This is a genomic window from Streptomyces sp. NPDC014656 (assembly GCF_043084305.1).
GTDB lineage: Bacteria > Actinomycetota > Actinomycetes > Streptomycetales > Streptomycetaceae > Streptomyces.
This window is the reverse complement of the sequence record NZ_JBIBZN010000005.1, coordinates 205,272-217,421: the sequence shown is the minus strand read 5'-3', so window position 1 is coordinate 217,421 and position 12,150 is coordinate 205,272. Positions and strand designations below refer to the sequence as shown.

General features: G+C 72.7%; 13 protein-coding genes. All 13 read left to right on the top strand.

Annotated elements, in window-relative coordinates:
- Window positions 1-23 precede the first annotated feature (23 nt).
- The 13 genes from ACF1ED_RS14395 to ACF1ED_RS14335 all read left to right on the top strand — a co-directional run bounded on the left by ACF1ED_RS14395 (window position 24) and on the right by ACF1ED_RS14335 (window position 12,095).
- A complete protein-coding gene (locus ACF1ED_RS14395) occupies window positions 24-1,022 on the top strand; it encodes a fumarylacetoacetate hydrolase family protein (protein ID WP_391760128.1) in 999 nt (332 codons plus the stop codon).
- The gene (locus ACF1ED_RS14390; RefSeq protein WP_391760126.1) at window positions 1,019-1,975 is read left to right on the top strand and encodes a cyclase family protein; all 957 of its coding nucleotides are present in this window, start codon (window positions 1,019-1,021) and stop codon (window positions 1,973-1,975) included. The genes ACF1ED_RS14395 and ACF1ED_RS14390 overlap by 4 nt, the downstream gene beginning before the upstream one ends.
- Window positions 1,976-2,015: 40 nt before the next feature.
- Window positions 2,016-3,149 carry an FAD-dependent oxidoreductase gene (locus tag ACF1ED_RS14385; RefSeq protein WP_391760124.1) on the top strand — a complete coding sequence of 378 codons (1,134 nt, stop codon included), beginning with the start codon at window positions 2,016-2,018 and terminating at the stop codon, window positions 3,147-3,149.
- The gene (locus tag ACF1ED_RS14380) at window positions 3,146-4,150 is read left to right on the top strand and encodes an amidohydrolase family protein (RefSeq protein WP_391760122.1); all 1,005 of its coding nucleotides are present in this window, start codon (window positions 3,146-3,148) and stop codon (window positions 4,148-4,150) included. Before ACF1ED_RS14385 ends, ACF1ED_RS14380 begins: the two co-directional genes overlap by 4 nt.
- An 11-nt stretch (window positions 4,151-4,161) precedes the next feature.
- Window positions 4,162-5,103, top strand: coding sequence for a VOC family protein (locus ACF1ED_RS14375; protein ID WP_391760120.1), 942 nt, complete (start codon window positions 4,162-4,164; stop codon window positions 5,101-5,103).
- Between the two features lie 182 nt (window positions 5,104-5,285).
- Entirely contained in the window at window positions 5,286-6,257 is a 972-nt protein-coding gene (locus ACF1ED_RS14370) for a fumarylacetoacetate hydrolase family protein (RefSeq protein ID WP_391760118.1), read from the top strand.
- Window positions 6,254-6,997 (top strand): SDR family oxidoreductase, encoded by a 744-nt coding sequence (locus ACF1ED_RS14365; RefSeq protein ID WP_391760117.1) that lies wholly within the window; start codon window positions 6,254-6,256, stop codon window positions 6,995-6,997. Before ACF1ED_RS14370 ends, ACF1ED_RS14365 begins: the two co-directional genes overlap by 4 nt.
- A gap of 65 nt (window positions 6,998-7,062) precedes the next feature.
- On the top strand, window positions 7,063-7,341 hold the full coding sequence (locus ACF1ED_RS14360; RefSeq protein ID WP_391760115.1) for an SDR family NAD(P)-dependent oxidoreductase: 279 nt from the start codon (window positions 7,063-7,065) through the stop codon (window positions 7,339-7,341).
- A gap of 16 nt (window positions 7,342-7,357) precedes the next feature.
- Window positions 7,358-8,113, top strand: coding sequence for a CoA transferase subunit A (locus ACF1ED_RS14355; protein ID WP_391760113.1), 756 nt, complete (start codon window positions 7,358-7,360; stop codon window positions 8,111-8,113).
- On the top strand, window positions 8,113-8,763 hold the full coding sequence (locus ACF1ED_RS14350) for a CoA transferase subunit B (protein ID WP_391760111.1): 651 nt from the start codon (window positions 8,113-8,115) through the stop codon (window positions 8,761-8,763). Before ACF1ED_RS14355 ends, ACF1ED_RS14350 begins: the two co-directional genes overlap by 1 nt.
- Window positions 8,764-8,918: 155 nt before the next feature.
- The gene (locus tag ACF1ED_RS14345; protein ID WP_391760109.1) at window positions 8,919-10,133 is read left to right on the top strand and encodes an FAD-dependent monooxygenase; all 1,215 of its coding nucleotides are present in this window, start codon (window positions 8,919-8,921) and stop codon (window positions 10,131-10,133) included.
- A 22-nt stretch (window positions 10,134-10,155) separates the two neighbouring features.
- Window positions 10,156-11,193, top strand: a complete 1,038-nt coding sequence (locus ACF1ED_RS14340; RefSeq protein WP_391760107.1) for a cupin domain-containing protein — start codon at window positions 10,156-10,158, stop codon at window positions 11,191-11,193.
- Window positions 11,194-11,231: 38 nt separating this feature from the next.
- Entirely contained in the window at window positions 11,232-12,095 is an 864-nt protein-coding gene (locus ACF1ED_RS14335) for a fumarylacetoacetate hydrolase family protein (RefSeq protein WP_391760105.1), read from the top strand.
- Window positions 12,096-12,150: the final 55 nt, after the last annotated feature.

The window sequence follows — 12,150 nt, the reverse complement described above, 5'->3', positions numbered from 1 at the left end:
AGTCCCACCGCAATCAGGAGGACATGTCGGTGAAACCTCAATCCGCTTCTGATCTTTTCGCCGGGCCTTTCGCGCTCGGCACTCTTTCGGCCGGTGACGGCCCCGCCTTCCCCGCCCTCGTCGACAGCGAGGAGCAGGTCCTCGACCTGCGGACGGCCCTGGCCGAACCCGCTCTGACGATGCGGGACCTGCTGGAGCGGTGGCCGGCCGTTCTGCCCCGGCTGCGGGAGCTCGCGGCCGACGAAGGGCCCTCCCGGCGGCCGCTGGCGGAGTTCCGCGTGCACGCTCCCGTCGAGCCGCGGCAGGTCTTCCAGTCGGGCGCCAACTACCGGCAGCACGTCATCGACCTGCACGTCGCCCACCGTGCCCCGGGTGACGAGCGCCCCGAGGAGGAGCGGCGCGCCGAGGCGGCCGAGATCATGGACCGGCGGGCCGCCGAGGACCTGCCGTACGTGTTCATCGGCCTGCCGAGCTCGATCACCGGTCCGTACGACGACGTGACGCTGCCGGCCTGGGCGGAGAAGCCGGACTGGGAGCTGGAGTTGGCGGCGGTGATCGGCCGGCCCGCCTACCAGGTGCCGGTCGAGGAGGCCCTGGAGTACGTCGCGGGCTACACGATCGCCAACGACCTGACCGACCGGGCGACGGTGTTCCGCAGGGACATGCCGCAGATCGGCACGGACTGGCTGCGCAGCAAGAACGCGCCCGGGTTCACCCCGCTGGGGCCGTGGATCGTGCCGGCCGAGTCCGTCGGCGACACCGGCGACCTGCGGCTGACGCTGAAGCTCAACGGCGAGGTCATGCAGGACGAGTCGACCGAGGACATGATCTTCGGCGTCGCCCGCATGGTCGCGTACGCCTCCCGGACGGCGCGGCTCCTGCCCGGCGACCTCGTCCTCACCGGCTCCCCCGCCGGCAACGGCATGCACTGGGGACGGCTGCTGCGCGACGGCGACGTCATGGAGTCCACCGTCACGGGCCTGGGCACGCAGCGCACGCGGTGTGTCGCGGAGGAGTCGTGAACCGTACCGACCCCGAGGGTTCGATCGCCCGGGCCGCCGAGGAGTGCTCCAACTGGGGCCGCTGGGGCGAGGACGACCGCCTGGGCACCGTGAACTTCCTCGACGCCGCCAAGCGCCGCGAGGGCGCCGCGCTCGTCCGGCGCGGCGTCAGCTTCTCGCTGTCGCAGCGCTTCGACATGAACGGTCCGCAGAAGGGCTGGCGCCGCCGGACCAACCCCGTCCACACGATGCTGGACACCGGCACGGACGCCGCACTGGGCAACCAGGGCTTCCCCCACGGCATCGGCGGCGCCGACGACGTGATCGCGATGCCGCTGCAGTGCTCCACCCAATGGGACGGGCTCGGCCACATCTTCGACCACGGCAAGGCGTGGAACGGGCGCCCGGCCGAGCGGGTCGTCACCTCCGACGGCGACCAGGTCACCGGCATCGAGCACATGGCTCCCCACATCGCGGGCCGCGCCGTCCTCCTCGACATCGGCCGCACGGCCGGCCAGGACGGTGAACTGCCGGACGGGTTCGCCATCACCGAAGAGCACCTGACGGCCGCCGCCGAGGCCCACGGCGTCACCGTCGGACGCGGCGACATCGTCCTCGTACGGACCGGTCAGCTCGCCCGCGTACGGCGGGACGGCTGGGGCGACTACGCCGGCGGCGCCGCCCCCGGCCTCTCCTTCGCCACCGCGTCCTGGCTGCACCGCAGCGAGATCGCGGCGATCGCCACCGACACCTGGGGCTTCGAGGTGCGGCCCAACGAGTTCGACCACGCCTTCCAGCCGCTCCACCAGGTCGTCATCCCGCACGTCGGTCTGCTCATCGGCGAGATGTGGGACTTCGAGGACCTGGCCGAGGACTGCGCGGCCGACGGCGTCTACGAGTTCTGGCTCACCGCGGCCCCCCTGCCCATCACCGGCGCCGTCGGGTCTCCCGTCAACCCCGTCGCCGTCAAGTAACCCCGGGGCCCACACCACCCGAGGAACAAGGGAGTTCCCCATGAGCAGCACACCCCGCAGAGTCCTGGTCATCGGCGGCGGAGCGGCCGGCAACACCGCCACGATCCTGCTGCGCCGCGCCGGGATCGACGTCGACCTCGTCGAGGCGAAGGACGACTGGAACGCCACCGCCGGCTCCGGCATCACCCTCCAGGGCAACGCCCTGCGCGTCCTGCGCGAACTCGGCGTCTGGGACCAGGTCAAGGCCTCCGGCTTCCCCTTCGGGTCCGTCGGCATCACCGCGCCCGACGGCACCGTCCTGCACGTCCAGCGCGACCTGCGCACCGGCGGCGACGACCTGCCCGCCACCGTCGGCATGCAGCGCCCCCGGCTCCAGCGGATCCTGATCGACGCCGTCCGCGCCGGCGGCGCGACCGTCCGGCTGGGCACGACCGCCACGGTCCTGGACCAGGACGCGTCCGGCGTCACCGTCCGGCTGAGCGACGGTGGCGAGCACCGCTACGACCTGGTGATCGCCGCCGACGGCCTGGGCTCCGCCACCCGCGCGCAGATCGGGATCTCCGACAAGCCCGAACCGACCGGCATGGCCATCTGGCGCGTCGCCGCCCCGCGGCCCGTCGGCGTCGAGCGCACCGACCTCGCCTACGGGGGGCCTGCCTTCATCGCCGGCTACTGCCCCACCAGTGACACCACTCTCTACGCCTACGTCGTCGAGAAGAACCGCGACCGCTCCTCCCTGCCTGTCGAGACGTACGCCGAAGAGATGGTCCGCCTCTCCTCGGCCTACGGCGGCGCGTGGCCGGAGATCACCGCCACCATCACCGACCCCTCGAAGGTCAACTACACCTGGTTCGACCGGCTGCTCGTGGAGGGCTCCTGGCACCGCGGCCGGGTCGTCCTCGTCGGTGACGCCGCACACTGCTGCCCGCCCACCCTGGCCCAGGGCGCGGCACTGTCCCTGGAGGACGCCTGGGTCCTGGCCCAGATGCTCACCGAGGCCGACGGGTGGGACGAGGAACTGCTCCAGGCCTACTACGAGCGCCGGATCACGCGGGTCCGTCCGGTCGTGGAGGCGTCCGTCCAGATCGGCCGGTGGCAGCTCGACGGCGTCCGCGACGCCGACGTGCCCGGCCTGATGGCCACCACCATGAGCATCCTCAGGGAGCTGCCGTGACCGCGCCCACCGTGGACGTCCACGCCCACGTCCTGCTGCCCGAGGTCGACGCGCTCGTCGCGGGCCTGCCCGGACACGCCGGGGCCAGGGCGCTCGACGCCCGCCGCAACGGCCCTGACGCCCTCGCCGTCAGCGGCCCCATGGTCCGCGACCGGATCCCCGCCCTGACCGACCCCGCCGTCCGGCTCGCCCGGATGGACGCCCAAGGCGTCGACGTCCAGCTCGTGAGCCCCTCGCCGTCGCACTACCACTACTGGACGGACACGGACACGGCCGAGAAGGTCCACCGCCTGGCCAACGAGGCGACCGCCGCGCACTGTGCGGCGGCGCCGGACCGGCTGCGCGGTCTGGGACTGGTCCCGCTCCACCACCCGGAGCAGACCGTCGCCGCCCTCGACCACGCCCTGGAACAGGGACTGGCCGGGGTGGAGATCTCCAGTCACGCCCCCGGCAGGGAGCTGTCCGATCCGGCCTACGAGCCGCTGTGGACGCGAGCCGAGGAGACCGGGGCGGTCGTCTTCCTGCACCCGTTCGGCTGCACCCTCGACGAACGCCTCGACCGCTGGTACCTGTCCAACACCGTGGGCCAGCCCACCGAGAACGCCGTCGCCCTCTCCCACCTGATCTTCTCCGGCGTCCTCGACCGCCACCCCGGCCTGAAGATCGTCGCGGCCCACGGCGGCGGCTACCTGCCCACGCACATCGGCCGCGGCGACCACGCCTGGCGGGCCCGTACCGACGCGTCGGCGAACTGCGCCCACCCTCCCAGCAGTTACCTGCGGCGCCTGTACTTCGACTCGCTCGTGCACGACCCGGCCGTCCTGCGGGCGCTGGTGGAAGCGGCCGGCGCGGACCGGGTGCTGCTCGGCTCGGACTTCCCCTTCGACATGGGCTCCGACGACCCCGTCGGCGCCCTGCGCGCGGCGGACCTGTCCGAGCCCGACTTCCACGCCGTCCGCGGCGCCAACGCCACCGCCCTGCTCCACCTCTCCCCCGCCTGAGGAGGCATCCCATGACGAACGACCGCCTGCTCACCCACCTGCGGCACGTCGACCTCGCCGTGCCCGACTACGACAAGCAGCTCGACTTCTACGCCGGCGTGTGGGGCCTGACCAAGGTCGCCGAGGACTCCGGGATCTCCTTCCTCGCCGCCGAGGGCAGCCCCGAGCAGTACGTCGTCCGGCTGCGCAAGGCCGACGAGAAGCGCCTCGACCTCGTCTCGTACGGTGCCGCCACCCCCGCCGACGTCGACGCCCTCGCCGAGCGACTCCTCGCGGGCGGCGTGCGGCTGATCACGCGGCCCGGCACGGTCGACACCCCCGGCGGCGGCTACGGCTTCCGGTTCTTCGACGTCGACGGCCGCACCATCGAGGTCTCCGCCGACGTCGCGGTCCGCAAGCACCGCAAGATCGAGGAGAAGGAGGCCATCCCGGTCAAGCTCTCCCACGTCGTGCTCAACTCCCCCGACCTGGACCGCACCCGCGCCTGGTACGAGCGGCACCTCGGCTTCCGCCTGTCCGACACGCTCAGCTCGCCCCACATGGGCGAGGTCATGCACTTCATGCGGATCAGCACCCAGCACCACTCCATGGCGCTGGCGAAGGGCCCGCACACCTCGCTGCACCACGTCTCCTTCGAGATGCGCGGCATAGACGAGTACATGCGCGGCTCGGGCCGGGTGCTGCGGGCGGGCCACACGAAGATCTGGGGCCCGGGCCGGCACATGGCAGGCGACAACACCTTCACCTACTTCCTCGACCCGCACGGCAACACCGTCGAGTACACCACCGAACTGGAGAACCTCGACGAGGACACCTGGCACCCGCACGTCTACGACTTCTCCCAGCCCGAGGTCACCGACCAGTGGGGCACCGCCAACCCGATGAACGAGCTCGTCGCCAAGGAGTCGTTCAACGACCCCGACCGCGGCTGCTTCGTCGCCCCGCCGGTCTGACCGTCCCCGGCCGTCCGATCCCCGGGAGCGCGGCCGGCGGTGCCCCGCCCTGACTCGCGCCGCCGCGTTCCCGGCCCCGGCCCACGGGACCGGAGCCGTCCGAAGAAGGCCGGCGACGGGCCTTCCCTCCGTCCCGGAAGGCCCGGTCCCGTGTCCCCGACCCTCCACCTGGGAGCCGCACCATGCGCTTCGCCGCATTCGCACACCGACACCGGAACCGCGTCGCCGTCGTCGAGGACGACGGCACGCTCTTCCCCCTGCCGGGCGTCACCTCGCTCACCGATCTGATCCGCGACGCCGACGGCCTCCCCGGCCTGCTCGCCGCCGGCTCGGCGGCCCTGGACGTCCCGCCCGGGCCGCACGTCTCCGAGGTCCGGCTGCTCTCCCCCCTCCAGCCGTCCTCCATAAGGGACTTCGTCACCTTCGAGGAGCACGTCGAAGGCGTGCGCCGCTCCGTCAGCGGCGAATCCGGAGTGCCCGAGCAGTGGTACGAGGCACCCACCTACTACTTCACCAACCCCCACGCGGTCTACGGGCCCCACGACGACGTCCCCATGCCTCCGGGGTCGTCCGTGCTCGACTTCGAGCTGGAGGTGGCGGCGGTCATCGGCCGCGAGGGCCGCGACCTCACCCCCGAGCGGGCGCGGGAGCACATCGTGGGTTACACGATCTTCAACGACTGGTCGGCACGGGACCTCCAGTCCGCCGAGATGAAGGTCGGCCTCGGCCCCTGCAAGGGCAAGGACACCGCCACCACCCTCGGCCCGTACCTCGTGACCGCCGACGAGCTGGAGTCCCACCGCGACGGCGACGGGTTCCTCCGGCTGGCCCTGACGGCCGAGGTCAACGGCGAGAAGGTCGGCAGCGACCTGCTGTCCAACATGAGCTGGACCTTCGAGGAGATGACCGCCTACGCCTCGCGCGGCACCCGGATCGTGGCCGGCGACGTCCTGGGCTCCGGCACCTGCGGCAACGGCGGCTGCCTCGCCGAACTGTGGGGCCGCAGCGGCGAGCAGGCCCCACCGCCGCTGGGGCCCGGCGACACCGTCACCCTCACCGTGGAAGCGATCGGGTCCCTCACCACCCGGGTGGTCCCCGGCACCGAGCCGGTCGCCCTGCCCAAGGGGCGGCGCCGCAACCGGGAGCGGCCGTGAGCGGCGGGCGCCTCGCGGGAAGGGTCGTGGTCGTCACGGGCGCGGCCCGGGGCCAGGGCGCCGCCGAGGCGGCCGCACTGGAGCGGGAGGGGGCCACGGTCGTCGCCACAGACGTGAACGGCAGGGAGGGCGTCCGCAGGCTCGACGTCACCCTGGCCGCCGACTGGGCCGCCCTGGCCGGCCACCTGCGCGAGACGTACGGGGCGGTGCACGGCCTGGTCAACAACGCCGGCATCACCTGGCGGGCCCGGCTCGGCGAGGTCACCGCCGAGGACATGAGCCGCGTCCACGCCGTCCACGTGAACGGACCGCTCCTGGGCATCCAGCATCTGGCCCCGCTGATGCCGCCGGGCTCGTCCGTCGTGAACGTCGGCTCCTCCGCCGCGCTGACCGCCCACTACCCCGTGGCCTACACGACGAGCAAGTGGGCGCTGCGCGGCCTGTCGAAGACCGCCGCCCTGGAACTCGGTCCCCGGGGGATCCGGGTGAACACCGTCCACCCCGGGTTCATCGAGACGGAGATGACGGCCTCGGCCGCGCCCGCCTTCCGGGAGGCGAACATCCGCGAGACGCCGCTGGGCCGGGTGGGCACCGTCGACGAGGTCACGCCGCTGGTGGTGTTCCTGCTCTCCGACGAGTCGTCGTTCATCACCGGGGCGGAGATCCCCGTCGACGGCGGCCTCACCTCCCACGGCGGGGTGAAGTCCGTCTCCGACGCGCTGCTCGACCGGGTCGCGTGATGAGGCGGCCGGAAGGGAAGGTCGCCCTGGTCCCGGGTACGGCCCGCGGGCCGGAGAAGGCCGCGGTGCTCCGGTTCGCGGCCGAAGGCGCCGCGCACGGTGTCCGCGCCGACTGCGTCGGTCCGGGACTGGTCGACACCGAAGGATCACGCGTCGAGCTCCTCGCCGACGCCCACCCCATGCGTGACACCGCCCGGCACATCCCCCTCGGGCGTCTCGGCACGCCCCAGGACATCGCCGAGGCGGCGGTCTTCCTCGCCTCCGAGGACGCCGCCCACGTCTCCGGCACCCACCTCGTCGTCGACGGCGGCTGGTCCGCCGTGCTGCCAGGCCCCCTCTCCTGAAAGGAACCCGTCCCTCATGGACAAGGTCATCCGTGAACCCGCGGATGCCGTCGCCGACATCCCCGACGGCGCCTCGCTCGCCGTCGGCGGCTTCGGACTCAGCGGCATCCCCGAGACCCTGATCCGTGCCCTGCACGCCCAGGGTGCCACCGGCCTCAAGGTCGTCTCCAACAACTGCGGCACCGACGACCGGGGCCTCGGCATCCTGCTCTCGGCCGGACGCATCGGCCGGGTCACCGGCTCCTACGTCGGGGAGAACAAGGAGTTCGCCCGCCAGTACCTCAGCGGAGAACTGGAGGTCGAACTCGTCCCGCAGGGCACCCTCGCGGAACGGCTCCGGGCCGGTGGCTGCGGCATCCCCGCCTTCTACACCCCGGCCGGCGTCGGCACCCAGGTCGCCGACGGCGGGCTGCCCTGGCGCTACGCCCCCGACGGCACCGTCGCCGTCGCCTCGCCCGCCAAGGAGACCCGCGGCTACGCCGGCCGGCCCCACGTCCTGGAGCACGGCATCACCACCGACTTCGCCCTGGTACGGGCCTGGCGCGGCGACCGGCACGGCAACCTCGTCTTCCGCCGCGCCTCCGCCAACTTCAACCCCCTGGCCGCCATGGCCGGTCGCGTCACCATCGCCGAGGTCGAGGAACTCGTCGAACCGGGAGACCTCGATCCGGACCAGGTGCACCTGCCCGGCGTCTTCGTCCAGCGCGTCGTGCCCCTCACCCCGGCCCAGGCGGCCGACAAGCAGATCGAGAAGAGGACGGTGCGCGCCTGATGACTTGGAACCGCAACCAGATGGCCGCCCGGGCCGCGGCCGAACTGACCGACGGCTCGTACGTGAACCTCGGCATCGGCCTGCCGACCCTGATCCCCGCGCATGTCCCCTCCGACACGCACGTGGTGCTGCACTCCGAGAACGGCATCCTCGGCACCGGCCCCTATCCGTCCGAGGCCGAGGTGGACCCCGACCTCATCAACGCCGGCAAGGAGACCGTCACCGTCCTGCCCGGCGCCTCGTTCTTCGACTCCGCCCTGTCCTTCGGCATGATCCGCGGCGGCCACGTCGACACCGCCGTCCTCGGCGCCATGCAGGTCTCCTCGGCCGGCGACCTCGCCAACTGGATGGTCCCCGGCAAGACGGTCAAGGGCATGGGCGGCGCCATGGACCTCGTCCACGGCGCACGCAGGGTCATCGTCCTGATGGAGCACACCGCCAAGGACGGCACCCCGAAGATCGTCGCGGACTGCACCCTGCCACTCACCGGCCGAGCCTGCGTCGACCGGATCGTCACCGACCTCGGCGTCCTCGACGTCACCGCCCACGGCCTCGCCCTGGTGGAGACCGCACCCGGCGTCACCGTCGAGGACATCCTGGCCCGCACGGGCGCACCCGTGACCGTCGACAGCGCCACGGCCTCCTGCTGACAGCTCCCCCGCCCCCGCGGGTCCGCGCACACGGACCCGCCCCGGGAGCCGTCCCCGCTCCTGCCCCGATGGTCCGTACACCAATGATCCCGACGCAGAAGACCCACCGCGGCGGGAGGCGGATCGACCCCGCTCCTCAAGGAGGCACCCTGCCCATGACGCCCTCGCCCCTGCACATCGCCGTCGTCGGTGGCGGCATCGGCGGCCTCGCCGCAGCCCTCGCCGCCGCCCGCTCCGGCCACCGCGTGACCGTGGTGGAGCGCGCCGCCCGGTTCGGCGAGATCGGAGCCGGCCTCCAGCTGGCCCCGAACGCCTCCCTGGCGCTGGAGGAACTCGGCGTCCTCGACGCCGTGCGGCGCTCCGCCGTCGCCCCGCCCCGGCTCGTCATGATGGACGCGCTCACCGGCAAGCAGGTCACCGCGCTCGACCTGCGCGGCGACGCCTACCGCAGCCGCTTCGAGCACCCCTACCTCGTCACCCACCGCACCGACCTCCACGGCGCCCTCCTGGCCGCCTGCGAGGAACACCCGTCGATCGCCCTCCACACCGGGCGTACCGTCACGGACGCGGTCCAGACCCGGGCCGAGGTGCGCCTGCACTTCGCCGAGACGCCCGAACGGCTCGCGGCGGACGCGGTGGTGGCCGCCGACGGCCTGCACTCCCGGCTCCGGCAGATCCTCGTGGACGACGGCGCCCCCGTCTGCTCGAAGTACGTCGCGTACCGCGGCGCCCTGCCCGTCAGCGGCATGACGGGCGCGATGGCGCGGCACGCCACGACGGAGTCGGTCGTCGTCTGGGCCGGACCGCGCATGCACCTCGTGCAGTACCCCGTCCGGCGCGGCGAGCTCTACAACCAGGTCGCCGTCTTCGAGAGCGACCACTACGACCCCGACTCCGACGACTGGGGAACCGAGGCCGAGCTGGAGGAACGCTTCGCCGGAAGCTGCGACGCCGTGCGCGACGCGCTGCCGCTCATCGCGCGCGACCGGCGCTGGCCGCTGTTCGACCGGCTTCCGATCGCCGACTGGGTCCACGGCCGCATCATGCTCCTGGGCGACGCCGCGCACCCCATGCTCCAGTACCTGGCCCAGGGCGCCTGCCAGGCACTGGAGGACGCCGTGGCCCTCGGCCGCGCGCTGCGCGCACAGGACACCCCGGAGGACGCCTTCGCGTCCTACGCCGCCCTGCGGACCGGGCGGGCCGCGTCGATCCAGACCAACGCGCGACGCTTCGGCGAGATCTGCCACCTGGACGGCATGGGCGCAGTCCTGCGCAACCAGCTCCTGTCCAGCCGCGCCCCCGGGGACTTCGACGACATCGCCTGGGTGTGGACCCCCGCCGGCGACCTCCAGCCCTCGATCACCCCGTGAGCAACCACCGCGAGGAGACACCATGACCGATGACCCCGCCTACAAGGCCCTCGACGAGCTCGGCGCCGCGCCGCTGTGGCGGTTCTACGGCAACCTGTTCCCGGCCGAGCCCCGCAGCCGGGCCGTTCCGTACCGGTGGAGCTGGAAGGAGCTGCGGCCGCACCTGCTGCGCTTCTCGCAGACCCTGTCCCTGGAGGAGGCCGAACGCCGGGTCCTCATGCTCGTCAACCCCGGGCTCACCGACCCGCCCGCCACGGTCAGCACCCTGTACGCCGGACTGCAGATCATCCTGCCCGGCGAGACCGCCCAGGCCCACCGCCACACCTCCAACGCCTTCCGCTTCGTCCTGGAAGGCGACGGCGCCTGGACGACCGTCGACGGCGAACGCGTCTTCATGGCCCCCGGAGACCTGCTGCTCACCCCCGGCTGGCACTGGCACGACCACACCCACGAGGGCGACGCGCCGATGATCTGGCTCGACGCCCTGGACTACCCCCTCGTCAACGCACTGGAAGCGGGCTTCTACGAGAAGTACCCGCAGCGGCTCCAGCCCGTGACCCGCCCCGACGACGCCGGCAGCCGCCAGTTCCTCCACGGCCGCCTCACCCCCGCCTGGATCACGCCCGACGGGCCGAACTCGCCTGTCACCCGCTACACCTGGCAGGAGACGAGCCGGGCCCTGGAGGCCATCGCCGACACCGCCGACGGCAGCGACGTCGACGGCATCGTCCTGGAGTACACCAACCCCTGGACCGGCGGCCCCGTCATGCCCACCATCGGCTGCCGCGTCCAGCGACTGCGCCCCGGCTTCCAGGGCGCGGGCCGCCGCCACACCGCATCGACGATCTTCAGCGTCGTCCGCGGCGAAGGCGCCACCACCGTCGACGGCACGCGTCTGGACTGGGCCGAGAACGACACCTTCGCCGTACCGGGCTGGGCCTCCTACCGGCACCTGAACACCTCGAAGTCCGCCGACGCGGTCCTCTTCTCCTACAGCGACGAGCCCGTCATGCGCTCCCTGGGTCTGTACCGCAGCGAGAACGCCGACCCCGGCGCCTGATCACCCCGCCCCTCTCCGACACCCCCAAGGAGGCCACGATGCGTCTGGCCCTGTTCGACAAGGGACGCCTCGGCGTCGTCCACGGCGACACGATCACCGACGTGACCGACCAGCTCACCCCCTTTTCCGCCGGTCCGGCCGGCGCGCTCCAGCAGTACGTCGAGACGGTGTCCGACGGCTCCGGACCGGAGCTCGACCTGGCACGCGGGCGCCGGGTGCCGCTGGCGGAGGTGTCGCTGGAGGCTCCGCTGCCCCGCCCCGGCAAGATCATCGGGGCGCCCGTCAACTACCTCGACCACAAGGCCGAGATGGACTACCCCACCTCCATCGCCGACCTCGGCGTCTTCCTCAAGGCCACCTCGTCGGTCATCGGCCCCGGCCAGGACGTCGTCCTGCCCTACTCCGACGTCCGCACCGACCAGGAAGGCGAACTGGCCGTCGTCATCGGCCGGACCGCGTCGCGGGTCAGCGCCGACGAAGCCCTCGACCACGTCTTCGGCTACACCTGCCTGCTGGACATCACCGTGCGCTCCGGCGAGGACCGCTCCACCCGCAAGTCCTTCGACACCTTCACCCCCCTCGGGCCGTGGGTGGTCACCGCCGACGAGATCCCCGATCCCGACCGGCTCGACCTGCGCTGCGACGTGGCCGGCGAGACCCGGCAGAGCACCAACACCGCGCACCTCGTCTTCGGCGTCCGCGAACTGGTCGCCTACGCCTCCTCGGTGATGACCCTGTACCCCGGCGACGTGATCGCGACCGGAACCCCGGCCGGAGTGGGTCCCCTGAGCGACGGCGACCGCGTCGTCGTCGAGATCGAGAAGGTCGGCAGGCTCGAAGTGGGCGTGGACGGCTCCCGGGCCACGCCGTACGCGTCCCGGCCCGGTCACCGCCGCGACTGAACCCGTCCCGCGCGCGGGGTGGTTCCGAAGGAGCGGGCCTCTTCCGGAGCCGCCC